This is a genomic window from Bacillus sp. FSL K6-3459 (assembly GCF_038003305.1).
In the GTDB taxonomy this organism is placed as follows: domain Bacteria; phylum Bacillota; class Bacilli; order Bacillales; family Bacillaceae; genus Bacillus; species Bacillus pumilus_O.
Window position 1 is genome coordinate 1,888,742 of sequence record NZ_JBBOOW010000001.1, and the last position, 25,691, is coordinate 1,914,432.

The following is a 25,691-nucleotide window of genomic DNA, read 5'->3' on the forward strand; positions in this document are numbered from 1 at the left end:
CTCTCCTTTTTTCAATCAAATTATTCTGCCTTTTCTAAGATGAAGCGAACCCATCACCTCCTTTCATATCAGCCTTTTCTGCTAGATGGAACGATATTGCGCTAAACCGGCATGGATGTCTCTTGTTTGTGTATAGATCTTTTGATACAGATGAAATAGATCAGCATATAGATTTGCATGTTTCTGCTCTGGTTCATAGACAGCAGCTTGATGAATACACTGATCTGCACATGCCTCAAGCGACGGATACCAGCCGCAGCCAACAGCGGCAAGCATCGCTGCACCTAAAGCAGGCCCTTGTTCATTGTCTAACTGGATGACCTCAGCCTGAAAAATATCTGCTTGCATTTGAAGCCATGTTCGGCTTCTCGCTCCGCCTCCAATGGAGACAATAGAATCTATGTGTTTCCCTGCTTGCCGGAATAAGGCGATCGATTCATTTAACGAGAAGGTAATCCCTTCTAGCACAGCCCTGACAACATGTGCCCGTTCATGCCGGCTGTCTAATCCAATCAAGCTTCCACGAATGATAGAATCCGCATGAGGTGTTCTTTCTCCTACTAAATAGGGTGTGAAGAGCAATCCATTCGCTCCAGGCGCAACATCAACCGCACCTTCTAATAGTGATTGGAACGATTCCTCTGGGGCCAGCAAATGTTTTACCCAGTTCAGGCTGTATCCTGCTGAAAGGGTCACACCCATTGTGTAAAAAGCATCTTTTTTTGCATGGTGAAACAAATGCAAGTTTCCTTGAAGCGCTCTTTCATGATCCTCTTCATAAGAAAGAATGACGCCAGATGTGCCAATGCTGCATAACGTGCGGCCAGAAGATAAAATGCCGGCTCCAATTGCTCCGCAGGCATTGTCTGCCCCGCCAGCAAAGACTTTGGCCCCCTCTTCGATCCCCGCCTCACGTGCAATGTGCGGCAATAGGGTTCCGACCTCATCCTCTGATGTGACAAGTGGCGGGCAAATTTGAAAAGGAATATCAAATGTCTGACAAATCTCTTCACTCCACGCTCGCTCCCCAATATTTAACAGCAAGGTACCAGCCGCATCAGAATAATCGATATGAACAGAACCAGTTAAACGAAATCTGACATAATCTTTCGGAAGTAAAAACATGTCGATTTGTTGATCGATTTCTGGTTCATGTTCCTTTACCCATAATAATTTTGGCAGTGTGAATCCTTCTAGCGCTTGATTTTTCGTTATTTGGTAGAGTCGTTCCCCCAGCTTGTTTGTGATGTGTGTACACTGCGCTGTCGTTCGTGTATCATTCCATAAAATCGCAGGGCGGAGCACCTCGCGGGATTCATTTAAAAGAACCAGACCATGCATCTGTCCAGAAAAGCTGATGCCCTCTACTTTCTTTGAAAGGACAGGCTGCCTTGCCATCAGTTCTTTCATCGCAGCCACTGTTTGCTCCACCCATTCCTCTGGGTTCTGTTCACAATATCCAGGTTTATCTTGAATGAGGCGGTAAGGCTTAGTAGCCTCGCCGCACACCTTTCCATTCTCATCGACTAATATGGCTTTGACTCCGCTCGTTCCAAGATCAATTCCCATCACATACTTCATGTCTTCACTCCTTCAAAACAGATCCGCTTCTCCAATCAATCTTCTAACAAGTATTGATTTAACCGGGCTTTTAACTGTTCCTCTCTTCCCGATTCGTTTCTGATTAAAGGATGTTTCAACGCATACTCTTCTAATGTATGAAAGTTTGCTTTTCCTTCTGAAATGTCACGGCCAATCCCTTCAGAAAAACTGCGATACCGGTGCTTAATGACGTCTTCAAACACACGATCTTCTATGAGTCTATGAGCGACCCTCAATCCTTTTGCGAATGCATCCATCCCCGCAATATGGGCATACAAAATATCTTCAAGCTCAAAAGAAGCTCTTCTAACTTTTGCATCAAAGTTGAGACCACCAGTACCTAGTCCGCCATTTTGCAGAATTTCATACATGGCAAGCGTTGTGGCATATAAATTGGTTGGAAATTCATCAGTGTCCCAGCCAAGCAGCGTATTCCCTTGGTTCGCATCCACAGAACCGAGCAATCCATGTATTCTCGCGACACGTAATTCATGCTCAAACGTATGACCAGCAAGCGTCGCATGATTCGCCTCAATGTTCAATTTAAAATGTGTATCTAATCCGTATTGCTTTAAAAAGGCGATAGATGTCGCTGCATCTGCATCGTATTGATGAGTAGTCGGTTCCTTCGGCTTAGGCTCAATTAAAAATTGGCCAGTGTATCCAATTTCCTTTGCATAGTCAACAGCCATATGCAAGAATGACGCCATGTGGTCAAGCTCTCTTTTCATATCCGTATTCAGCAGAGTATCGTATCCTTCTCGTCCTCCCCAGAAAACGTAATTTTCTGCGCCAAGTTCTTTAGCTGTTTCGATGCCTTTTTTCACCTGTGCGGCTGCATAGGCAAAGACATCTGCATGACAAGATGTCGCTGCACCATGTACAAATCTAGGATGCTTGAACATGTTGGCCGTGTTCCACAGTAGCTTAACTCCGCTATCCCGCATGTATTCTTTCATTCTTTCTAAAATGATGTCTAGTTGTTGATTCGTCTCTTGAAGTGTTTCTCCTTCCGGTGCAATGTCACGGTCATGGAATGAAAAATACGGGACATCTAATAGATCAAACAGTTGAAAGGCAACTTCCAATCTAGCTTTTGCTAAATCCATCCCGCTGTAGGAATCCCATGCTCTCTGCATCGTGCCAGTTCCAAACATGTCTGTTCCATCAGCAGTCAATGTATGCCAATAAGCGACTGAGAAGCGCAGGTGATCTTTCATTGTTTTTCCGCCAATTACTTCACTTGGATTATAGTATTTAAAAGCGAGTGGATTTTTTGATTGTTTTCCTTCAAATTGTATTTTTCCGATTCCTTCTAAGCTGTGTAACGTTTTCATATTTGAGTTGGCCATTTTTTATTCCTCCTATGATTACACTTTGTAAGTTGGTTCAACAAACTAAATTTCTATTGATGAACCATTCACTTTGAATTTTCCATATTTTTTAGTTTTTTAGAAATATATTCGTTATAATAAAGTTAAAAGCATCCTTCTTACAGATGACAGGCGAAGGAAATTAGCTTTTTTCTTCACTTAATCTAAAGACGAAACAAATGGAGTGGATAACATGGATATCGCTGATCAGAACTTTGTGAAAAAAATAAATCAAAAGCTATTATTAAAAGAAATTCTCCAGCATGCGCCAATTTCTAGAGCCAAATTATCTGAACGCACTGGGTTAAATAAATCGACTGTTTCCTCTCAAGTGAGTACATTAATGAAAGAGCAACTCGTCTATGAGATCGGTCAAGGTGAGTCTAGCGGCGGGCGAAGACCCGTTTTACTCATGTTTAATAAACGTGCTGGCTGCTCCATCGGGATTGATGTCGGCGTTGATTATGTCAATGGCATTTTAACCGACCTTGAAGGGTCCATCCTTCACGAAGAGCAGATGGGGCTCCCATCAAGCGCTCCTGATGTGACCATACGCATATTAACTGAATTAATACAGCAGTTGATAGCCCAAATCCCCTCTTCCCCATACGGGCTCATAGGTATTGGCCTATGTATACCCGGACTAGTGGATGCCGATCAACAAATCGTGTTTACGCCTCATTCTAAATGGAAAAATGTTGACCTGAAAAAGGCGCTACAAGATGCATTCCAAGTTCCGGTCTTTATTGAAAATGAAGCAAATGCCGGTGCATATGGTGAAAAAATCTTTGGTGCCGCTAAACATTATGATCATTTGATCTATGCAAGCATCGGCACTGGCATTGGAATTGGAATCATAATCAATCATCATTTATACAGAGGTGCATACGGCTTTTCTGGTGAAATGGGACATATGACCATCGACTTTAATGGACCAACATGCAACTGCGGAAATCGTGGTTGCTGGGAGCTGTATGCATCTGAGAAAGCTTTGTTTCAGTCCCTTCAAGCAAATGATCAGCCCATCTCCCACCAAGATGTGGAACAGCTGGCGACGTTAAATGACATGAAAACGCTCAATGCACTGCGCAACTTTGGTTTTTACCTTGGGGTCGGTCTCACAAACGTCCTGCATACCTTTAACCCGCAAGCGATTATTTTACGAAACAAGGTGATTGAAGCGCAGCCAACGGTTTTACGTGTGATTCAAGAGGAAGTATCTTCAAGGATAGATACTCAATTCAGTTCACATGTCGAGCTACTACCTTCGTCATTAGGACATAACGCACCGGTATTAGGGATGACATCTCTCGTCATTGAAGCCTTTCTGCAAGATGCCACCCTCTCACCATGACAGATTCTTAGATAAAAAAGACAGCTCTTACCATGTTGTCTTTTTTTATTTATCTGTTTCCTCATAACGGAAATAGTTGAAATCAGCAGGAAGACGCTCTCCGCTTGTATCCTGACACTGCATGCCGACAAATGCCCCTGTAAAAAATCCTCCTCCTCGAATAAAGTCATCAGATAGATGGCTAGATTCAAATATCACATCAATGTCCTTCCAGTCCTTTTGATCAAAAGAATAAGAATAGGTATATGTTTCTTTCTGAACGGTCACTTTTAAATACACATAGGTGACTTCCTCTGGAATGACGATTTTTTGTGTCAATGGCTGAGAAAAGGAAAGGTTTTGACAGGCAGATAATTCAAGAATGCGGCCAAGTTCCTCGTCATATGTCACCTGAATCGCAGTCCAATTTTCCGTATTATAATAATTCACAAGACCAGCGGCTTGCTGAAAATTCTCTGGAAAGAACGATACAGCTGTCTCTGCTTCAAAATAAAAGCTTTGCCAGCGCCTTGCAACAAAGGCTTGGGTAAACTTAGATGTAAGAGATTCCTGACCATATAACCTTAAATGCTGAGGTTTTTCGGTTAATGAACCGATCTGATCAGTAAAAGGAATTCTTAATGTTTGGAAGTGTCTATTTAACGTTGAATCTTTAAATTCATCGACTGTATAATGGGTTGGAGCAAAAACCTTTTCGTTGATCGCTGGCGCTTCAACCTCCAGCGCTCCCTCTTTTCCGCCCACAACATACGGCCAGCCATCCTTCCATTCAAGCTTTTGAATCGCTGTTTCTCTTCCTAAAGGACACCACCCTCTCTGTTGAAAAATAGATTCCTTGCTTGATTGAATAGGGCGGCCAGTCAAATGGGCGAGATACCATTCATTTGTGTGCGTTTGAACAATGGAAGCATGCCCGCATTTTTGAAGCGGATGTTCAGGTGTGTGAAAAGCACTTAAAATTGGGTTATCAGGATGAACCTCATAGGGCCCTTCAATCTGCGGGGAACGGGCAATCGTTGCCGCATGCTCGTAGCGGGTGCCTCCTTCTGCTGTTAATAAATAATAGTAATCACCGATGTGATAAAGATGCGGTGCTTCTGTCAATTTGATCGGTGTGCCTTTAAAAATAACCTTCCGCTCATCAATGAGTTTCTTTTCTGTCACGCTATATTCCTGCAGGGCAATACCTGCAAAGGAATGGTGCTTTTCCCTATGATCCCACAGCATATTTAAGACGTATTTCTTGCCGCTTTGGTCATGAAATAAAGAGGGATCAAAGCCAGAGCTATTAAGCTTCACCGGCTCACTCCAATCACCGTCAACTTCATTTGCTGTCACCAAATAATTATGTCCATCTTTAAATGGACCATCCACTACTTTGATATCTGAATAAATAAGCCAAAACTGACCATCTGCATAGCTTAGGCACGGTGCCCATACTCCGCCAGAATCAGGGTTCCCTTTCATGTCCAGCTGCGACGTTTTTTGCAAAGGACGCGCAGCAAGCCGCCAATGAACAAGATCCTTCGAATGATAAATTTGCACCCCTGGAAACCATTCAAATGTAGAGACCGCCATGTAATAATCTTCTCCTACGCGGCAAATACTTGGGTCTGGGTTAAATCCTCTCAGCACTGGATTGGTAATTTTCATTCAACTTCCTCCTCTTTCACGACCTACATTTTAAAATCATCCATATGATCAATATATACTTGATCCCTATTCTCAAGCTCCCTCACGACTTTTTGGTGCTCTTCTTCATCTAAATTATAAAAATTAATATCAATCATCGCTAAAATCAGTAAGCATACAGGGATCACTGTTACCGTGAGTAAAATGCCAAGCAACGCTTCAGGCGTCTGTATTTGGTTCGCGACATAACCAAATCGATCGAGTACAAGCCCCGGAACAATTCCGCCTAATGCCATCCCGAATTTAAAGAAAAATCCAATGACTGCGTAGATCAGTCCGCCCATCCTTTTTCCAGTTTTATATTCGCCATATTCAACGGTCTCAGGAATGAGTGCCCACATGTAAGCACCGGCTGTAATACTCCCCGCAGCAGCAACGAGCCTGAAAATCAGGATTAACGTGATTTGACTCGGTGGTATCACAAGTAAGGCAAGAAGACCTACGATATTCAGCGATAATGAATAATTCAGCAGTTTTTTCTTTCCTAAGAACTTGTGCAGCTTTGGAATAAACGGTAGCACCATTAAAGCTGGCAGACTGCCAATCAGTCCATACCATTTCACTAAATCTTCTCTTCCAAGGTTATACGTCACATAATAGATCCCAACAGAGTTGCTGATCGAGTTCACACCAAAAATAATAATAAAGAAAATACTTAATACAACAAGCGGGCGATTCACTCGTAACTGGACAAAAATATCACTGAATTTAATCTTTTCCTCTGGTTTTTGAAGCGTGACACGTTCATTCGTGCTTTTAAAACAGAAAATCAGTAATGCGCCGCCAAGAACGCCGAGAAAAGCCATCGTCATCTGCCAGCCGAGTGCTGTATTTCCTGTCGTATCACTTAAAAAGGTCGCAAGAAATGGAACAAAAAAAGCCACAACGAGACCACCTAGATTGGCAAACACCATACGAACGGACGTAATACTGACAACCTCTTGGTTATTTCTTGTCATTGCGGAAGTTAAAGCACCATAAGGAACGTTGATGAATGTGTATGTAAGCGATAGACCAACATACGTGATGTAGGCATAAATGAGTTTACCCATTTCGGAAAAATCAGGTGTTGTAAAGCAAAGAATGGCAAGTACGACAAAAGGAAAGGCGCCGAATAACAAATAAGGTCTAAATCTACCAAAACGGCTGTTCGTTCGGTCTACCAATGCACCAATGAATGGATCTGCAAGCGCATCAATGGCGCGAACAACCAAAAACATCGTCCCTGCTGCTGCTGCTGATAAACCGTACACATCTGTATAGAAAAATAATAGATACGTAGAGACAGTTGCGTAAATCAAATTACATGCGAAATCCCCTGAAGCATACCCCACTTTTTCAGACATACGAATCTTCTTTAAATTCTCACTAACCATGAGCTTTCTCCCTTCTTCACTTAGCCTCTTCTAACGAACAGATGATGGAGGGCAGCAGCAATCAATGCAGGAAATATAAAGCGCTTTCAATTTGATATAAAAACGTAGCTGAACATCTTATTCTTTCAGCTTAGCCCAAATGCGCAGCAAAACAGTCGAATGACAGAATCATCTCCTTCAAATAGGGAACATGACTTGAAATTCATCTTAGTTTATTGACCAAACAAACTAAGATGAATTCATTTTATAAAATCTGATCTGACTTTTCAATATTTTTTGAAAAAATAATCCAAATAATTGATTTCTTGTCATTTATTTTTGTGAAATAACGTGAAAATCTGAAAGAATTCATTTAATGGTTGCATTCAAACTCATCCCATGCTATATTAATCAAGCGATGAGCTGAATTGTGTAAGTCGGGTAACATGTCTCTTTGAGACACACACGAATGTGGCGTGTGGTTATTCCGCCTCAATACGCAAAAGACATCTTCTTAGGAAGATGTCTTTTTTCTTACCCTATTTTGGTTCCATTCTCAACTGGTTCATCTGTCGCTAGCAAAACCACGTCTTCTTTTGACGGCATGCCTCCTAAGACAAGCACTTCTGATTTGAACCCTGCAATTCTTCTTGGCGGGAAATTAACGACCGCTACGATTTGTTTGCCAGTAAGATTCTCCGCTGTATAACGCTTTGTGAGCTGAGCACTAGATTGCTTAACACCGATTTCTTCACCAAAATCAATCTTGAGTTTCAACGCAGGCACTCTTGCCTCTGCAAAAAATTCTGCTTCTATGATCGTCCCAATGCGAATGTCTAATGCCAAAAACTGTTCAATATCTGCCATCTGCCTCTCTCCCCTTTTTAAAAGGTAACGTGCTCTATTGATTATCCATTGTAGCACATTCATTTTGTCATAGAGGAGGTTCAAATAGCCTACAAAGCGTTAAATCACATTTCTTAGTTTACATAATAAGTTTATGGTCGCGTATTAAATGTTTGCATCCTAAAAATGATTTCGGTAGAATGGCAAATAATCCTACTGCTTCCTCTCGAATACTTTTGGGAGGGTTCACACTTGTTTACATTATCAGATATGTGGACGTTTTGCTGGTCGTTTTTTGTCATTCTTCCTATTGTTGCCATATTGCATCAACTTGGCCATATCTTGGTTGCGTGGATGTTTGGAGCAAAGGTTTCTTTTGCTCTTGGCAGAGGTAAAAAAGTGTTGAAAGTCGGCGTCGTTGAAATTAGACGAATCTATTTTCTAGATGCATTTTGCCACTATGAAGAAATGAGAAAAAACAACCGATTGTCGCACATTTTAGTCTACTTGGGCGGATCATTATGTAACTTGCTCAGTGTTCTCATATTGAACACAATGATCGCCAATGATTTCCTGCCAGAGCACCAATTTTTCTATCAATTTGCTTACTTCTCAGTCTACTATGTATTTTTTGCACTTCTGCCAGTCCAGTATGCAGATCATCATCCGAGTGATGGGCAAGCGATTGTGAACATTATTCGGCACGGTGAACCATGTGACATCATTGACTAACATGATGACTTTCACTGTCAATTTGATAATGAATCGTTAAAAAAGGAATACCGAAAAGCTTCATTTGATGTACCGCTGTGAGACTTTGATCCGTCTTCGGTTTCATATGAAAGCTTTCTTCCATTGGCAGTTGCATGGTGATAAAAGGCGTATGCAAATACAATCCTTCGTCACCGGTACTGCCTTTTGGACATGTACTTTTTAATATAAAATCTTCTTTCTCATTAAAAGGCCTTAAAATAGCTGTCAGCTGAGAATATGGAAGCGGCAGCGCAATATTCATATAACCCGTAGCTGCATCGTGATGAAGAGCATATAGTGCAAAAAAGACTTGCTCTCCTTTTACATTGTGCCGTATCCAAGCCCGAACATTTTTCCTTTCTTCCTTCGGATGTTGAAATCTAATCAGACGTCCCTTCATTTCATATGGATGACGAGATAATCCCAAAAAAAGCTGCCCTATTTGCTTAAATAGTGGTTTAAGTAAAAAGACGAACGGCCTTATCCACCAATGAAAGCTGACGGCCGCTTTTAATGTAAAAGCCATAGGGTCTTCATAAAATCTGCGAATCACAGGTGACACCCTATCAGCTGAAAATGTCGTTCCATTTAATTCATCAAGCGAATCGACTAAACCCAGCTTCTCAGGGTTATGCACACTTTCCTCTTGAAAAGAAATCATTTGAAACCGGCCATGCACTTTCGAAATCGGAAAGTTCTTCTGCTTTAATTGATCCTTCGGCCCTTCAATCAGCCAGCCAATCAAACCTGGCAATATCACAAAAAAAGCATTGATACTGCCATGAAACCAAATCATCTGATCAATGCTAATGTAGGTCACACGCATCAGCATCCCAGCGGAATAAAGGAGTGATAACACGATCGTCCCCATTAAAACTATACTAGACAACACAACAAGACCTTTTGCGAAAGTTGACCGAAATCTTATTTTCATACAAAGGATGCCATATATGTAGAGGGCCACCACATAAAGAATGACACTGAACGTATCAAATAGACGGGAAAAGCTAATCCCCACAGCAATCATTACAGGCGACAGCAAAATCACCCATCCCGCCGCTTTGTATAAAGCTCTTTCTTTTGCTTGCTGCCGTCCTAAAAATCCATAAAAAAGAGGGATAAAAAAAGCAGAATAATGAAAATGAATAACGGTCAAAAGAACAATAATCGGCGAAAATGTCATCACCTGTATATCTGCTGTATAAAGCCAAAACCACAGCCCGCCTAAAGCAAGATACATCCATGCGCCATCAATCATCAGCTCATGGAGCGGGAAGATTCCTCTTTTCAGCAAACGAAAAAAGCCAAATAACGCCAATAAGATTGTATATAAAAGCCATCCCGATGCGAACCAAGCAGAATGATAGATAAAAGCAGCAGTTGCACAAAAAGCCGCTAGTGGAAAGGCTTTCATTAAAAACCCGATCAGCCTCTCTTCCTTGTGTTTCTTCCCTTCTTTCTCAAAAAAGTGTAAGGCGGTGGGAAGAAAAAATAGAATGGCCAAGAGAACAAAAAATTCTGCTATCAGACCTGTCATGAAACGAGTGGCGATAAAATAAGACATGAAGATCAGACTGGATGCCAAATGCCACTTATTCATCATGAGACACCCTTTCTGTAAAACGGCCTTTATATGTAAAAAGAGTACCGAACAGGCGATTTTTCACGTGGACATCAATGATATATTCACCTGCATGCTCATCGTAGCCTTCCGTTACATCTGACACACCATAAAGCCATGATGGAAGCGGCCATTCTCTTCCGAACATCAAAAACTTCTGCCGGCCGGATTGGATGTGCAAGAAGCCATGCTTTGTTACTGTAAAATGGAGCTCTGACACAAGAAGTCTAGGCTTTCCAAAATAGTCTAGTACGGTATGACTCTCCTGATCAATGATCATATCTGCATCAAAGTGCCGCTCCTTCTTTGGGAAATAAAACGTTCGATACCAGTGCATCCCTTCCTCCCCCTTATTTGTCACAAAGGGCTCGTTGACAATTTGGAAAGGAATGTTTTTCCCTCTCTCGGTGAAAAAACAACGAAACAGTGGACCCATTCTGAAGATCAATCGAATGAGTCTTGACCCGCCGCCTATTTCCTCCATAATGCCTTCAGCAGTAAATGCGCGGTTGTATCTCTCTTTTAGTTTTGGATGCAGTTTATCGTAATCCTTTACTTGATGACGATGAACGACCATGTCTACCTCCCCTTTTTCGTTTGATGGAAAATACATCTACACAATCTTTTAAATTGAACATACCTGCAATCGACAAAATCAAAAATGCACTCATCACAAGCGGTTCATGAAGCGTCGTTTGCGGCGGAGATAGAATTCCTATACAAAGCATCATAAGAAGAAACATACTTTGTAAAATGAAGAGATATTTCTTTGATAATTTGGGCATTAGCCATGCTACGCCTAAAAGCGCATAAAACAATCGAAAACTCATGCTATGATCAAAAGTCGAATGTGAAAAAGGAATGACTGCTTGGCATAGCCAGACGATGGCAAACAGCAAACAAATCCCGTAATGAGCGAGTGTTCTCTCTAGTAATAACCGGGGATGCGTTCCCTTTTCAAGCCACGTCTTTAATGCACCAAAACTAAAGGCCGTCATAAACCCGATCATTGGTCGAAAAAGAATCTTGTCTGCCCATGTCCATCCTTTTCCTTCTTTCGTTTTGTAATCAAATTGAGTTTGAAACACAATGTGGTCGCTTGTTTTTATATACTTCCAGTAACCGCTGCCTTCTTTAATAAAAGACAATGGGTGTGACGATTTGAAATTTAGTGAGGATGCCCGCTCATTCCGTTCATCCATCATTCTTGTTCGATAAACTCCTGTCCCTGTGACACTTAAACCAAACCCAAGGTGCTTTTCATACAAAAAGGATTGGGGCTGTTCATTTTGAGGTTCATTTAATGAAATGGTTGAAAAACGCAAATCCCATTGTTCATGAAGCTTTGGATTTTGCGTATGCTCCCATACTTTCTCTATCGGTGCATGAATAGTTGTTTCCACATAAACAGGCTTTCTTTTCATCTGCCTCTACTCCTCTATGTGAATTATTTCACATAATAATCATAACATGTTTCACAAAACTGTCAAATGTTTATTCTTTTTTTGACAAAAAATTGGTTCAAGATGGCCGCCTCTTTAACATATCGATTCACTACCAAAAAAAGACCTGTCAATAAGACAGATCTTCTTTTTGCAACACACCTGAGATATAAAGCTTGACCGCATAGCTCACACTGTCTTCAAGCTGTTCTTTTCGTTGAAATCCCTTTTTATTTGAAATATCACCAAAGCCGTGCAATAAGCTTCTTAATCCTCTGACCACATGTGTCATCTCTTCTTCTTTGACACCAAAACGGGAAATGATCGATTGGACAAATTCAACAAGGCGCTCTGCCTCACTTCTTACTTTTTTGTCCTCCATATGTGAAAAGGCTGCTTCATAAAGACCTGGATGTTCGCGGACAAATTGCACATACTGTTTGGCAAAAGCTAATACAGCTTCTTCTTTATCCAGCCCCTCTGTTACGCTTATGCCTTTTTCACGTAGCATGGACAGTCCTTTTTCTGCGAGTGCCGCCTGAATTTCCTGAAGACCAGATACATGATTATAAATGGAAGGTGGTCTGATGTTCAGTCTTTTAGACAATGTAGCAATGGTCAAAGCTGAAAAGCCCTCTTCATCAACAAGTGCGGCTGCTGTATCCATGATTTTTTCTTGCGTGATTCCCATTCTTGGAGACACGGTTTACTGCTCCCCTTTCTTCAGTTGTTGCTGCCTTTTATAAACGGCAGCTTGAAGCTTTTCCTGAGGTTCTATGATGAGATCGCCATGTCCTGCAGCAAGACAGGATAGGCGAAGTGTCAGTAATTTTTCAGCGCTTTTAAGTGCGGTTTCTGCATCCCATGTAGCAAAAGCCGGGAACGGAAAAGTCCAGCGAAATTCACCCGTAACTGATAAGCCGCCTTTTGTTACAAGGGCATCCCCAGCAATCACAACTTTTGACCTTTCATCGTATAAGGAAATGCTGCCAGGTGTGTGCCCTGGTGTCGCAATCACTTTCAGCGGTCCAATTTCATCTCCTTCTTCGACAAGCACATCCGGTTTTGTACGAATATGTTTCGAAAAACTGCCTTTGATTTTTTGCTGGGGTTCGCCAGGAAGTAAGGACAAGTCACCCTCAAATAGGCGGGCATCGCGTTTTGATAAATAGACGACAGCCTCTGGAAAAACCTTTTTCACTTCATCTAATTCGCCGATATGATCCATATGACTATGAGTAAGAATAATTTTGTTAATAGGCTTGTTCTTTTGTCGAACAAATTCGATAATCGAGTTTGCTGCCATTTTTAACGCAGCATCAATTAAGATCAGTCCATTCTCTTCCTCAAAAATATAACAGTTTACCGGGAATAATCTCGGCATTAATGTGAGCTGGTGCAGGCGGTCAAAAGTTGTCAATCTCATCAAGTGTCCCCCTAAAACTAATATTGTTAGTTTTATATTAACTAATGCTATTAGTTTTAGCAAGCATTTTTTCATCAACCGCAATATAAATATCAATTTGCGCTTCTTTTGGGTCTATAGATCTTTCGTCATACCATTCAAAATCGCCTGTATATGTGCGGTAATGGCGCTCATCCCACGTCCAAATTTGCTGCCATGTTTCCAAAACGACCTCTTCAATCGGCCCCTTTCTCGTTTGAAATTTTGCGTAGGTGGACGCAGGAATCTCTATCACATGTTCTAACTGCTGATCCGCGAATTGCCCAGCAGTAAATAAATAAGAACCATGCTCATCTTTTTCATAATCTGAATACAATCCTATGACCGGCGCTTGCCCTCCGTAAAGCTGCTGCGCAAAAAATTCCTGCCAGAGTGGAGCAATCTTCCGCTCTTTTGTTTGCTCCATTTCGTTTGTTGTTCGAACAGACAACCCTTTTATCCAAATTTTCTCTAATGTCACGATATCGTACATACATTCTCATCTCCTTTTTTTCTATCATATAAAAAGAAACCTGACAACATTGTGTCAAGTTTCTATTCGTTTGAAAAATTGTTTCAACTGGAGATCAAATGCTTCTTTGACATGCTTCGGAGAAAGAATGTCAACATCTGGACCTAAATGAAATAGGAAACTATTTAACCAATCATCAAGAGGTACGGTGATGGTGGCAAGATAGGTGCCGTCTGAACAGACATTCAATTCGTTCTCATCTACCCATTCCTTTACTTTACCCACTGATGCTTCTGTTAATCTGAGCGTAACAGAGCTGACCGATGGTTGTTCTTGCCAAGAGTCATTCCAAGGCTTCTCTTCGTTTTTGATTCTTTTCGGTTGAAAATACCCTGAAATGGTGACAAGACCGGTCATTCTAGTCAGCTTAAACAGACGAAAAGCTTTTTTTACACAACAGAACGCATACAAATACCAATGCCTCCCTTTTAAAACGAGTGTATAAGGCTCCACTTTGCGTGGAAGTGTTTCACCTTTCGCATTGCGGTAAGTAAACTGAATGTATTGGTGCCCTGACGCAGCTGTATGTATGAGCTGGAGCTTCTGCTCTGCCTTGCTGTCTTTTCCCCAGGAGCTTAAATCGATGAAGACATGATGCAGTTTCTCGCTTTCATCTGTTTGCGTGGGAATAAGCGATTTGATTTTTTTCAGAACATGCTCACTTTCTTTAAAGGAGTACGCACTCATCATGCTTTCAAGGGCTGTTAAAATGACTTCAATGTCATCATCGGTAAATAATTTTTTCTCTAAACGATAGTCCTCAACAAGTGAAATGCCTCCACCTGCTCCTTGGGTTGTCACAACAGGGATTCCCGCTTGATTGATTGTATCAATATCACGATAAATGGTCCTCGTGCTCACTTCGTGAAGTTCAGCAAGATCTTTCGCCTGTACTTGCTTCTTGCTAATGAGCAACATCACAGTAGATAAAATACGGTCAATTTTCATGACTTTTCCTCTTTTTCATAAATGTAGGTTTTGTTTTGATAAAAAAAGAAAGAATGGTAAAGATAAGTAACAGCCAGCATTCGTTTACATCCCTGCACGTGCAGGAGGAGGTTGCATCATGACACATAACGTGTGGCAGTTGTTCATGATTGGGAGCATTATGTTGATCTGCATCATGATTCGAATGAATCGAATGAGACGCTATCAGCTTGTGCGCCCCATCAGGCTTTTGATGAGAATGTATCTCTTTGGTTTTTCAGCCCTTATTCTCCTATCAGAAGGATGGCAAAATCATAGTATCATCATCTATGCCGCTATTGGTATGCTTTTTGGAAGTAGCCTCGCTGTTCATGCCTATCAGACGATTCGTATGAAAGAAGAAAATGGCCGGCTGTATATGAAAACGAGTAAATGGATTGAAAGCTTCATATTATGTTTGTTTTTATCTAGGCTTAGTTTTAAGCTGGTTGAACTGACAAATCATTCGATCACCAAAATCAGTGTCGTTGAACTGTATCAGCACATCGTAAGCGATGATGCGATGACCATGCTCAGCTTTTTTCTTTTAGCGGCTTACTATGTTGTTTTTTCTTTTCACATGATGAAAGCAAGTAAACGATCGACACATGTCCATCATGCATAAAAAACCTTCCTATTAACGTAGGAAGGTTTTTTTATCAATCGTGCTGTGCATGATGAATCATCTGTTCAAGCACTTCCATCACATGCTGATCTTCAGGGCTATAAAAAATGGAAGTCCCTGCTCGTCTAGATTTCACAAGACGAAGATTTTTTAAGAAGCGCAGCTGATGAGAAACGGTTGATTGCATAAGATTCAGTGTTTCTGCTATATCATTAACCGAATGTTCACCTTGAGACAGCAGGTGCAGAATTCGAATACGTGTCGGATCAGATAAAGCTTTAAAGGTTTGGGAGACAAGAAATAGACTTTCTTCATCCAGCTCCATCCTTTCCTGTTCTTGATTTGTATTCAGTTCTTCCTTCATTTTGCTTCACCTTTCTTGTCCGTCAAATCACGACTTATTCTATGTATCATCATATACCAAAACGTCCGGCATGCAAAGAGAGCACACTTCAGAAAAAAGATTTACTCAAATAGCATTGACACTTGGTAGCATTCTTTTTAAAATGAGCATTATTTATTCATTTTTTTAGAGGAGCTGATAGACAAATTGACTGAGGAGCCAAGACTAAAACGCAGCCTGACTGTCTTTCCACTTGTGGTGATCGGGCTTGCTTATATGGACCCACTTGTCGTATTTGATTCATACGGCATTGTGGCTCAGCTGACGAAAGGACACGTCGCTGCCGCTTATATATTTACGTTACTTGCATTACTATTGACAGCGCTTAGCTATGGGAATATGGTGAAGGCTTTTCCAAAAGCAGGTTCTGCTTATACATACGCGCAAAAAAGTATTCATCCTCATGTTGGCTTTCTTGTTGGCTGGACACTTTTACTGGATTATTTATTTTTGCCTATGGTGAATTTTGCGATTGGAAGTGCTTATTTAACCGCAGCCTTTCCTGATGTACCTCATTACATTTGGATCATCATACTTGCTATCGCCATAACGACTGTCAATGTAATTGGTATCCGGCTTACAGCTAACATTACGGCTTTATTTGTGACTTTTCAGGTCATTGTCGCCGTCACTTTTGTGGGGTTTATTATTTATGGGCTCACTCAAAACGCAGGTAGCGGAGAATTATTGTCCGCCCGGCCTTTTTATTCCGCGAGCTTAGATCCAGCGCTTATTTTTTCAGGAGCAACCATTTTATGTTTTTCGTTTCTAGGATTTGATGCGATTTCGACCATGTCTGAGGAAACCATTAAGCCAAAAAAGACGATCCCGCTTGCCATCTTCTTAACTGTTGCCATTGGAGGCGTACTGTTTACCTTGACGTCTTATTTTTTGCAGCAAGTATTTCCAAATTTTCAGCAGTTCAAGCACCCCGATGCTGCCTCACTTGAAATTGCGGAATTTGTGGGCGGCGCCTTTCTCCACTCGTTCTTTTTAGCTGGCACAATGGTCGCTGTTATCTCTTCTTCCTTATCATCACATGCAAGTGCAGCAAGGCTGTTATATGCAATGGGTAGAGATGAATCATTACCGAAGCGTTTCTTCGGATATATTCATCCGAGATTAAAAACGCCTGTTTTTAATATTTTATTAATTGGTGCTTTCTCCTTAACCGCAGTCGTTGGCGAACTTGAAGTCATTTATTCCTTTATTAGCTTCGGGGCGTTGATTGGCTTCACATTTGTGAACTTATCTGTTTTTGCGTACTATTTCGTTAAACAAAAACAAAGAGGTGTGCTCAATACATTGAGATACGCAGTGATTCCTCTGTGCGGGACGGCCTTTTGTCTATGGCTGTTAACGAGCATCAGTACAAATGCATTAATCATTGGTATGCTTTGGCTGATTATCGGTTTTGTTTATTTCTGCTACAGACTGAAAACGAGACCCGAATTTACATTTGGGTACGATTGATTATCAGGTTTTCACTTGGTATCTTGTGCAGGATATGGCATAATAAAAAGGCTGTACTTCCCTTTTAAAAGCGGGGCAAAACAGGGGTGAACTGACCTTGAAAAAGAAAAAAACAGGATGTTTTGCCATTTCAGGCTGCTTCACGATTTTTCTGTTTGTTTTCGTATTAGCAGCCATTGTCATGTCCTTTAATCAAAAGGAGTTAAAAAAGCTGCCGATTGATACGGAATCAATTGTTTTGTCGAGATTGGATGATTTCAAACCGCTTGTAGAAACAGAGTTAAGAGATCAAGATTTAGATCAATATACCGCGTTAATCCTCGGTATGATGTATCAAGAATCAAAAGGCAGAGGCGGAGATCCAATGCAGTCCTCTGAATCTCTTGGTTTGAAACGAAATGAAATCAATGACCCTCAGAAAAGCATTAAACAAGGAGTCCATCATTTTTCTACTATGTACAAGCATGGGAAGAAAAAAGGCGTTGATTTGGAAACCATTATTCAAAGCTATAATATGGGAATTGGCTATATTGATTTTGTTGCAAAAAACGGGGGAAAACATTCCGAGAAATTGGCAAAGCAATACTCTAAAAAGCAAGTGAAACGAAACCCAGAAGTTTATACGTGTGGAGGCAACAAAGATAACTTCCGCTACCCATATTGCTTCGGTGACTTCACTTATGCTGAAAAAGTAAAAGAAAAAACGAAAACAGTTGAAGAAAAGATGAAATTGGCTTCGTCATCCTCACCATCATCGTAAAAAAAGCACTTCCATATAGGAAGTGCTTCAGACCGTAGACAAACCCCACCTTTACTTCAAGTAAAAGTGGGGTTTTCACTTTTTTTGAAAAAACATCATGTGTTTACGCTGGACATGGTACTTTCCATGTCCAGTTTGCTAGCTTTTTAAGGTTCATGGCAGCGAAAGTAAGCATCGCTTGCATTGAAACTTTTTTTAGTCCACGAAGTTTCGTCCAACGCATACCATGCTTTTCTTTTGCATCCGCAAAAACGCGTTCAATCGTTTCTTTCCGTTTTGCGTAGATGCTCTTATTTATTTCAGTAAGTCTCAGATTTTCTGCTTCATCTAGGTAATCCTGCCAAATATGCCGATGAATTTGTTTGGTGTGGTTTTGACTTTGGGTACAGTTATCTAAAAACGAGCAGGACTTACATACTTCTGAATCGGACGCATATTGCTTATAACCTTCTCTAGTCGTTGTACGATAAGAGAGAATTTGCCCGTTGGGGCAAATGTAACAATCAAAATATGCATCGTATACGTATTCATTCTTTTTCAAATAACCAGCTTTTGTTCTTGGACGAGTGTATGGCATGACAGGTCTTATCTCTTGATCCATTAAGAACTTAGCGATGTAAGGTGTTTTATATCCCGCATCTACTGCGACTACATTTGGTTTTCCGACTTTCTCTGTCACCTTTGATACGAGTGAATCCAACATACGACTATCATGAACATTTCCGCCTGTGACCAGCGAGCCTAAAATAAATCCTTTTGAATCACAAGCTGTATGAAATGAATAAGCAAATGACTTTTCACGTTCATCCTTTACATAATAGCCACTCTCTGGGTCAGTTGTACTGACTTTCATTTCTTTTTTCTTCTCTTTATTCTGTAGGGGTAACGGCTTTTTTCCATGTTCCTCACGATCAACATTGATCTCCTCATGAAGCTGATTTTGATAACTTCTCGTCTCTACCCGAACGATTTTCTTTTCAAGTTTTTTCTTATTGGCATTCGCTTTGACATGAGTGGAATCAATAAAGGCAATAGACGGGTCAACGAACCCTTTTTTCATCGCTTCTCTTAAGATTCGGTAAAAAATTTGTTCAAATAAATCTGTATCGTGGAAGCGTCTCACGTAGTTTTTACCGAAGGTAGAAAAGTGCGGAATTTTCTCCGAAAACCCATATCCAATAAACCAACGATAAGCCACGTTGGTTTCAATTTCTTTAATGGTTTGACGCATAGAGCGAATACCAAATAGATATTGGATTAAGACCATCTTAATGAGAACAACAGGATCAACACTTGGTCTACCATTATCAGAACTATAATGATCTTTGACAAGATCATAAATGAAGTCGAAATCGATTGCTTGATCTATTTTCCGTACAAGATGATCTTGAGGCACTAATTCATCTAAAGCCACTACTTCTAATTGATTCCGTCTTTCTTCTTCACGTTTCGATAACATGTTTATCCCCCACAGATTATTGTTATTACCCTTATTATACAAAAAAGCTTGTAGACTTTGTCTACAAGCTGAAGCACTTCCATATAGGAAGTGCTTTTCATTTTATCGATGTTCTTTTCCGATTTCCGGCAGGATCGTTTTCGCTAAATGCTGATCCATCTCCTCATATTGATCATAATGAATCGTTTCATACAGCTCTTGTCTCGTTTGCATGTCCTTCAGCATTCCTTGCTGCGTCCCCTTCTCCATGATTTCTGTAAATAAACGCTCATATGATTTTGCAGCGACTCTGAGTGATGACACAGGGTATATGACCATCTGAAATCCAAACATGGAAAATTCGTCTGCATGATAATAAGGCGTTTTGCCAAACTCCGTCATGTTTGCAAGAAGCGGACCTTTAATATTATTTGACGCATGCGTGAAGTCCTCTGCTGTGATGAGTGCCTCAGGAAAAATAGCATCAGCTCCTGCTTCTACGTAAAGATTGGCCCGTCGGATGACATCCTCCATTCCGCTTACAGATTTTGCATCAGTTCTCGCAATCACTAAAAGCGTTGGTGCCGCTTGTTTAATGGCTTTGATTTTTGCGACCATTTCTTCTACTGGAACAAGTGCTTTTCCGTTTAAATGCCCGCATTTTTTCGGCATTTGCTGATCTTCAATTTGAACAGCTGCCACCTTGCTTTCTACCATTTCCTTTGCCGCCCTTGCTGCATTCAATACACCGCCATAGCCAGTATCCATATCGACCAAAAGCGGCAGCTGAGAAGCTCGAATGATTTCCTTCGCTTTTTCAGCCATTTCCGTTGAATGGATCATGCCGAGATCAGGCAACCCTTTGCTGGCACAAAAAGCGGCGCCGGATAAATAGAGCCCTTGAAAGCCCATTTTTTTTGCATAAAGCGCAGACATTCCATCGTGAACGCCTGGGATTTGAAATAAAGCTGATTTGTGCATTTGTTCTTGAAAGGCTGCGGCTAAATTTGCTTGACTTGATTCATCATTCACGATCCACACACTAGTTCCCCCTTATATGACGAATAAATCCATAAATGCTGGTACAGTCGTTGTTTTTAATTGATTTGGGTTTTGACAGAGTGACACAATGTGATCCACTTGTTTTTGCGGAAATCTCGTCTTCAAATGATAGAGCCATTTCTTTTCGAGCAGAGGAATACCTTCCTGCCTTCTTCTGCGATGACCAAGTGGATATTCAATTTCAATTCGGTCTGTCATCGTCCCGTCTTTAAAGAAGATCTGCACACTGTTTGCAATGGATCTCTTTTTCGGGTCTAAATAATCCGCTGTATATTGTGTATCTTCTTTGACGACCATTTGATCCCGGAGACGATCAATAGCCGGATTTTGCGCCGTTTCTTCTTCATAATGGTCAGCCGTGAGCTCCCCATAGATCAATCCAATCGCAGTAATATATTGCAAGCAATGATCACGGTCTGCTGGATTATACAGCGGTCCCTTCTTATCGATAATTCGAATCGCCGATTCATGTGTTGTAATCTCTACCCGGTCAATTTCATCTAATCGATCTTTTACAGCGTCATGCAGGATCATAGCAGCTTCTGCAGCCGTTTGGGCGTGAAACTCAGCAGGATAAGCAATTTTGAAAAGCACATTTTCGATGACGTATGATCCTAGCGGCTGAGCAAGTGTGAGAGATTTCCCTTTCATCAGAACATCTTCAAAGCCCCACTTCTCTGCACTAAGCGGCGTTTGATAGCCCATTTCCCCTTTGAGTGTCATCATTGCAAGTCTCACTCCGCGGCTTGTTGCATCACCTGCTGCCCATGATTTCCTTGATCCTGTGTTCGGGGCATGACGATATGTTCTAAGCGGAGAATTGTCAACAAACGCTTGTGATAAAACGTGCTGCACGTCCTCCTTTGTTCCGCCAAGCATTGCACATACAACAGCACTTGTTGCTACTTTGACAAATAGCACATGATCCAAGCCATTTCGATTCAAACAATTTTCTAAAGCCAGCACGCCTTGAATTTCATGTGCTTTGACGATCGCATGTAGCACGTCATTCATTGAAAGCGGCTCTTCTCCGTTTGCAAGCCGTGTTCTACTAATATAATCGCTTACAGCTAATATCCCGCCTAAGTTATCTGACGGATGTCCCCACTCCGCTGCAAGCCACGTGTCATTATAATCTAACCAGCGAATCATACAGCCTATATCAAAAGCCGCTTGAACAGGATCTAGCACAAAGGAAGTGCCTGGAACTCTTGCTCCGTTAGGTACAACGGTTCCAGGGACGATCGGTCCAAGATGCTTCGTACATTCAGGAAAATTGAGCGCCAGCATTCCGCAACCAAGTGTGTCTATCAGCACATAGCGTGCCGTTTCAATGGCTTCTTTACTCGTAATTTCCCCGTCTACTGCATAGGCTGCGATTTCTTCTAATAGCTGATCCGTTTGATTGGCGACTGCTGTTTTATTCATGTTTATTCCCCCGTTTTTCTATCATCATCTGAAACTTTTAATCCTCTTGGCCCTAAATACCGGACTCTCGGTCTGAAAATGCGATTATGCAAATGCTGTTCAATGACATGAGCAGCTAATCCACTTGCCCTTGCAGCAAAGAAAATGGGTGTATAAAGTGAAATTGGAATCCCAAGCACGTAATAAATAGGTGCGGCATAATAATCAAGGTTTGGATAGAGATTTTTCTTCTCTTTCATGTATGCCTCTCCTGCTACACACATGTCATACAGCGTTGTATCGCCCTTCGATTCGGTAAGCGTTTTCAATGATCGTTTTAAAAGAGCGGCTCTTGGGTCCATTTTTCTCATGTATACCCTATGGCCAAAGCCCATCATTTTTTCCTTTGCAGCTAATTTTCGCTCAATGAGCGCAAGGAAGCCTTCCGTTGTTTTTCCTTCGAGAAGCATATGCATGACAGCTTCATTCGCTCCCCCGTGCAAGTCACCTTTTAAAGAAGAAATTGCTCCAGTAAAAGCACCATACATGTCAGAATGTGTGGATGCGATGACTCTAGCGGCAAACGTTGAATTAGGCAGTTCATGTTCACTATATAATGTGAGTGTTTGGTCAAAAGCGGTGATTTCGTCTTGGGTTGGCGTGCGTCCTGTTAGCATGGTTAAAAAGGTTTCAGTGTAGGATTTGGTCTGATCTGGAGAAATAGCGGCGTCTTTTGTGAGAATATGATAGCTTCCAGCGACAATCGCCGGCAGCTGGCCGAGTAATCGGACAGCGCGCTTTTGCTGGCATGCTTCTGATCGATCTTGTAATGCATCATCGTACCCACTAAGAGCAGATAGGCACGTTCTCATGGCATCCATCGGATGGGTGGTTTTTGGCAGTTTTGTTAAAATGGTTTGAATGGTTGGATGTAAGTTGGTTTGTGAGGAAATGTCTTGCTGAAATTGGTGATATTCCATGGCATCTGGTAATCTTCCATAAATAAGCAGATAGGCTGTTTCTAAATAGGTCTTTTTTTGTGCCAACTCGATGAGGTCATACCCGCGAATTACAATCTCTTCTTGCTGCACATCTAAGTATGAGATCGACGTTTCGCTTGCCACAATGTCTTCAAGCCCCGGTTTATACTGCAGTTGTTCAGTCATCATATAACCCCCGTTTCGTTCAATTGTTGTTCTCCAAACGAGCAAACGGCCAGAAATGATGTGAGTCTATAGATGGGAAGATACCGTGCAAGTCGGATACCCAATTCCCATTTTATCCAAAGCACTGCATCTTGTAAATAAAAGAACGTATGTCCAGTTGGACATACGTTAGCTGTAGTATGGAGAAATCATCATATATACAATGACGCCAGTGAGGCTGACATAAAGCCATAACGGCATTGTCCAGCGAGCAATTTTACGGTGGCGCTCGACTTGCATCTGTGCGCCTCTAAATAGCGTAATCAAGGCAAGCGGTACAATGACTGCTGATAAGACAATATGTGTGATTAAAATAAAGAAGTAAATTGGACGGATGATCCCTTCTCCTCCGAAATGGGTATCAGCTGCCATTGAATGATAGGTTACATACGAAATTAAAAAGACAAGTGTCGTTGAAAATGCAGCAAAGATAAATCGTCTATGCGCTTTAATGTTCTTTTGTTTAATCATGATGAGTGCTGAAAGTAAAAAGATAAACGTAAAGCTGTTCATCACGGCATTCAGTAACGGCAAAAATGTAATATCCAGATGACTAAATTTATCTGATTTTGGCATTAAAAATAATAAAGCGATTAATCCGTTTATGGCAATTGTTAAAATGATCACAATACCAGTAAAATTTTTCGGTTTTTGATTCTGTTCTTTCATGTTTGAAAACCTCTCTTTATTAGTTCCGACTAAGAGTATGTTATTTAAATTTCTCTATAAAGTCAATGAATTCGCTATCTTCGTCGAATTTTAGACAAACTTGCAGGTTGCAGGCGTTCTAACGGCTTGAAAGATCCATCCACATCCTTTAAAATTGGAATTTATGTGATTTTTATCATCTCTGATAGGAAAGGAGCAATGGACTTGTCAATCTTACAGGAAACAGCCAAAGATGTGAAGTCGTTAGAGCAAGAATTACAGCAATTGCAGTTCCAAATGTATCGAATGCAAGAAAATATGAAAGATATTTCGAAAAAAGCAAAAATCATTGGCATCGATCAAGCGAAAGAAGATGAGTGGCTGATCGTCTCTGCCATTGAAAGTGCAGATACATGTAAAATTATGCTCAGCGATTGTGAAAAAGCTTTTCGCGGACAATCTGATTTTTCCTTAATTGCGGAATATCCTGAAGAAGGAAAGATTCATATTGCCGATATTAAAGGCCCGCCAGATAATGGGTACGGCTCCATCTGCATGAAGCATTTAAAAGAAATCGCAAGAGAGCAGAACATCCCAGTGATTACTGGCGACCTCGTCAAAAGAGACTGGGGTCACGTGGACCGCTTGATTCATTTTTATGAAAAGCATCAATTTGATGTCCAGATCAATTGGAAAGAACAAAGCGGAGAAATTTATTGGGTGGACAGCTAACGACAAAAACCAGCGTATATCATAAGATATGCGCTACTTTATGTCGAAAATGCAAATTTTTCAGAAAAATATGTGTATTTTTGACCAAAAAAAGGGTACAATAAAAGCATCAGGCCGCCACCTGATGCTTTCTTCCAAAAAACAATTGTTTACTAGTTAAGTACTTTTACTTTGACTGATTTTACGCCCCAATTTTTCGCTTGGGATTTGCTTGGTACATGTACATCAATTTTGTTACCTTTAATTGCGCCGCCAGTATCTGCTGCGATGGCTTCACCGTAGCCTTCAACATAAACCTTACTTCCTAATGGAATGACACTAGGATCTACTGCAATCACTTTTGCATTTGGGTTTTTGTTTAAGTTTACCCCTGTTGCAGTGATACCTGAGATGCCACCATCATTTGCTGTATAAGCCGTAGCCGTAACAGTCATTTCTTTTTGTACACTCTGACTAGCAGAAGATGATTCTGCTTTAGCTGTTTCCTTTTTAGGAGCAGCTTTTTTCGTTGTTTGCTCTTTTTGGACAGGTTCCTGTTTTTGAACAGGTTCTGAGCTTACCGGAGCCGAGCTTTGGCCAGCAACACTTAGTGTTGAACCAACCATAATTATATCTGAGTTTAAGTTATTCCAAGACTTAATATCGCTAATTGACACATTGAATTTTTGAGCGATTTTCCAGAGGCTGTCCCCCTTCTGGACTTTATACTGCTCCTGAGTTTTCTCTTTTGAAGAGATTGTCAATTTATCACCCACATAGATCATATCAGTAGATAAATTGTTCCAACCCTTTAGGTCCTTTAGAGACACATCATTTTTTTGTGAGATTCCCCAAAGTGTATCACCTTTCTGTACAGTGATTTCCTTTGCAGAAGCTTGCTGTGCTCCAAATGCTGTTGTTGAGATTGCTGCAACAGCAACCAAGGACATAATAGTCTTCTTCATAAAGTAAATCCTCC

The 25,691-nt window shown here is 41.1% G+C and carries 25 protein-coding genes; 6 read left to right on the plus strand and 19 right to left on the minus strand.

Features of this window, described 5'->3' with window-relative positions; genetic code table 11:
* Positions 1-81: 81 nt before the first annotated feature.
* Together xylB and xylA are read right to left on the minus strand one after the other, a co-directional pair.
* Positions 82-1,581 (minus strand): xylulokinase, encoded by a 1,500-nt coding sequence (gene xylB / locus MHI35_RS09345; RefSeq protein WP_335349825.1) that lies wholly within the window; start codon positions 1,579-1,581, stop codon positions 82-84.
* 35 nt (positions 1,582-1,616) lie between these two features.
* Entirely contained in the window at positions 1,617-2,954 is a 1,338-nt protein-coding gene (xylA, locus tag MHI35_RS09350) for a xylose isomerase (protein WP_335349824.1), read from the minus strand.
* Positions 2,955-3,168: 214 nt separating this feature from the next.
* On the opposite strand from xylA, the gene xylR reads away from it, so the two are divergent.
* The gene (xylR, locus tag MHI35_RS09355) at positions 3,169-4,329 is read left to right on the plus strand and encodes a transcriptional repressor XylR (protein ID WP_335349823.1); all 1,161 of its coding nucleotides are present in this window, start codon (positions 3,169-3,171) and stop codon (positions 4,327-4,329) included.
* A gap of 45 nt (positions 4,330-4,374) precedes the next feature.
* On the opposite strand, the gene MHI35_RS09360 is transcribed toward xylR, so the two are convergent.
* From MHI35_RS09360 to csaA, 3 genes are all read right to left on the minus strand, one after another.
* Complete coding sequence (locus MHI35_RS09360) at positions 4,375-5,982, minus strand: glycoside hydrolase family 43 protein (protein ID WP_335349822.1); 1,608 nt, start codon at positions 5,980-5,982, stop codon at positions 4,375-4,377.
* A 23-nt stretch (positions 5,983-6,005) separates the two neighbouring features.
* Positions 6,006-7,397 (minus strand): MFS transporter, encoded by a 1,392-nt coding sequence (locus MHI35_RS09365; RefSeq protein ID WP_144523292.1) that lies wholly within the window; start codon positions 7,395-7,397, stop codon positions 6,006-6,008.
* Between the two features lie 513 nt (positions 7,398-7,910).
* Positions 7,911-8,243: a chaperone CsaA gene (csaA, locus tag MHI35_RS09370; protein WP_335349821.1), complete on the minus strand. Its 333-nt coding sequence runs from the start codon at positions 8,241-8,243 to the stop codon at positions 7,911-7,913.
* 231 nt (positions 8,244-8,474) lie between these two features.
* Between csaA and MHI35_RS09375 the strand changes: the two genes are divergently transcribed.
* A complete protein-coding gene (locus tag MHI35_RS09375; protein WP_012010229.1) occupies positions 8,475-8,954 on the plus strand; it encodes a site-2 protease family protein in 480 nt (159 codons plus the stop codon).
* Here MHI35_RS09375 and MHI35_RS09380 read toward each other — a convergent pair.
* From MHI35_RS09380 to MHI35_RS09410, 7 genes are all read right to left on the minus strand, one after another.
* Entirely contained in the window at positions 8,944-10,575 is a 1,632-nt protein-coding gene (locus MHI35_RS09380) for a YndJ family protein (RefSeq protein ID WP_335349820.1), read from the minus strand. The two genes, MHI35_RS09375 and MHI35_RS09380, sit on opposite strands and share 11 nt — an antisense overlap.
* Positions 10,568-11,173, minus strand: a complete 606-nt coding sequence (locus MHI35_RS09385) for a DUF4166 domain-containing protein (RefSeq protein WP_335349819.1) — start codon at positions 11,171-11,173, stop codon at positions 10,568-10,570. The genes MHI35_RS09380 and MHI35_RS09385 overlap by 8 nt, the downstream gene beginning before the upstream one ends.
* Positions 11,136-12,020: a hypothetical protein gene (locus tag MHI35_RS09390; protein ID WP_335349818.1), complete on the minus strand. Its 885-nt coding sequence runs from the start codon at positions 12,018-12,020 to the stop codon at positions 11,136-11,138. The genes MHI35_RS09385 and MHI35_RS09390 overlap by 38 nt, the downstream gene beginning before the upstream one ends.
* A gap of 148 nt (positions 12,021-12,168) precedes the next feature.
* Positions 12,169-12,741 carry a TetR/AcrR family transcriptional regulator gene (locus MHI35_RS09395; protein ID WP_335349817.1) on the minus strand — a complete coding sequence of 191 codons (573 nt, stop codon included), beginning with the start codon at positions 12,739-12,741 and terminating at the stop codon, positions 12,169-12,171.
* A 3-nt stretch (positions 12,742-12,744) separates the two neighbouring features.
* Entirely contained in the window at positions 12,745-13,464 is a 720-nt protein-coding gene (locus MHI35_RS09400; RefSeq protein WP_335349816.1) for an MBL fold metallo-hydrolase, read from the minus strand.
* 37 nt (positions 13,465-13,501) lie between these two features.
* Positions 13,502-13,975 (minus strand): GyrI-like domain-containing protein, encoded by a 474-nt coding sequence (locus tag MHI35_RS09405; RefSeq protein ID WP_144523299.1) that lies wholly within the window; start codon positions 13,973-13,975, stop codon positions 13,502-13,504.
* Positions 13,976-14,029: 54 nt separating this feature from the next.
* Positions 14,030-14,962 carry a helix-turn-helix transcriptional regulator gene (locus MHI35_RS09410; protein ID WP_211063928.1) on the minus strand — a complete coding sequence of 311 codons (933 nt, stop codon included), beginning with the start codon at positions 14,960-14,962 and terminating at the stop codon, positions 14,030-14,032.
* A gap of 118 nt (positions 14,963-15,080) precedes the next feature.
* On the opposite strand from MHI35_RS09410, the gene MHI35_RS09415 reads away from it, so the two are divergent.
* A complete protein-coding gene (locus MHI35_RS09415; RefSeq protein ID WP_144523301.1) occupies positions 15,081-15,605 on the plus strand; it encodes a mother cell-specific membrane sporulation protein in 525 nt (174 codons plus the stop codon).
* A gap of 34 nt (positions 15,606-15,639) precedes the next feature.
* Here MHI35_RS09415 and czrA read toward each other — a convergent pair whose 3' ends face one another.
* Positions 15,640-15,969 (minus strand): Zn(II)-responsive metalloregulatory transcriptional repressor CzrA, encoded by a 330-nt coding sequence (czrA, locus tag MHI35_RS09420; protein WP_007500691.1) that lies wholly within the window; start codon positions 15,967-15,969, stop codon positions 15,640-15,642.
* Positions 15,970-16,155: 186 nt separating this feature from the next.
* Here czrA and MHI35_RS09425 point away from each other — a divergent pair, with 186 nt between their 5' ends.
* Positions 16,156-17,481 (plus strand): APC family permease, encoded by a 1,326-nt coding sequence (locus MHI35_RS09425; protein WP_012010238.1) that lies wholly within the window; start codon positions 16,156-16,158, stop codon positions 17,479-17,481.
* Between the two features lie 97 nt (positions 17,482-17,578).
* Positions 17,579-18,241, plus strand: a complete 663-nt coding sequence (locus MHI35_RS09430; RefSeq protein ID WP_012010239.1) for a lysozyme family protein — start codon at positions 17,579-17,581, stop codon at positions 18,239-18,241.
* Between the two features lie 103 nt (positions 18,242-18,344).
* On the opposite strand, the gene MHI35_RS09435 is transcribed toward MHI35_RS09430, so the two are convergent.
* The 5 genes from MHI35_RS09435 to MHI35_RS09455 form a co-directional block, all read right to left on the minus strand.
* Positions 18,345-19,700 carry an IS1182 family transposase gene (locus MHI35_RS09435; protein ID WP_340991928.1) on the minus strand — a complete coding sequence of 452 codons (1,356 nt, stop codon included), beginning with the start codon at positions 19,698-19,700 and terminating at the stop codon, positions 18,345-18,347.
* Between the two features lie 102 nt (positions 19,701-19,802).
* Positions 19,803-20,720 carry a methylisocitrate lyase gene (gene prpB, locus MHI35_RS09440; RefSeq protein WP_144523565.1) on the minus strand — a complete coding sequence of 306 codons (918 nt, stop codon included), beginning with the start codon at positions 20,718-20,720 and terminating at the stop codon, positions 19,803-19,805.
* Positions 20,721-20,732: 12 nt separating this feature from the next.
* On the minus strand, positions 20,733-22,169 hold the full coding sequence (locus tag MHI35_RS09445; RefSeq protein ID WP_144523567.1) for a bifunctional 2-methylcitrate dehydratase/aconitate hydratase: 1,437 nt from the start codon (positions 22,167-22,169) through the stop codon (positions 20,733-20,735).
* Between the two features lie 2 nt (positions 22,170-22,171).
* Positions 22,172-23,314: a citrate synthase gene (gene mmgD, locus MHI35_RS09450; protein WP_144523569.1), complete on the minus strand. Its 1,143-nt coding sequence runs from the start codon at positions 23,312-23,314 to the stop codon at positions 22,172-22,174.
* Between the two features lie 168 nt (positions 23,315-23,482).
* Positions 23,483-24,022 carry a DUF420 domain-containing protein gene (locus tag MHI35_RS09455; protein ID WP_012010243.1) on the minus strand — a complete coding sequence of 180 codons (540 nt, stop codon included), beginning with the start codon at positions 24,020-24,022 and terminating at the stop codon, positions 23,483-23,485.
* Between the two features lie 204 nt (positions 24,023-24,226).
* Here MHI35_RS09455 and MHI35_RS09460 point away from each other — a divergent pair, with 204 nt between their 5' ends.
* Entirely contained in the window at positions 24,227-24,733 is a 507-nt protein-coding gene (locus tag MHI35_RS09460) for a hypothetical protein (protein WP_144523571.1), read from the plus strand.
* Positions 24,734-24,885: 152 nt separating this feature from the next.
* Here MHI35_RS09460 and MHI35_RS09465 read toward each other — a convergent pair whose 3' ends face one another.
* Positions 24,886-25,677, minus strand: coding sequence for a LysM peptidoglycan-binding and 3D domain-containing protein (locus MHI35_RS09465; protein WP_012010245.1), 792 nt, complete (start codon positions 25,675-25,677; stop codon positions 24,886-24,888).
* Positions 25,678-25,691 lie beyond the last annotated feature (14 nt).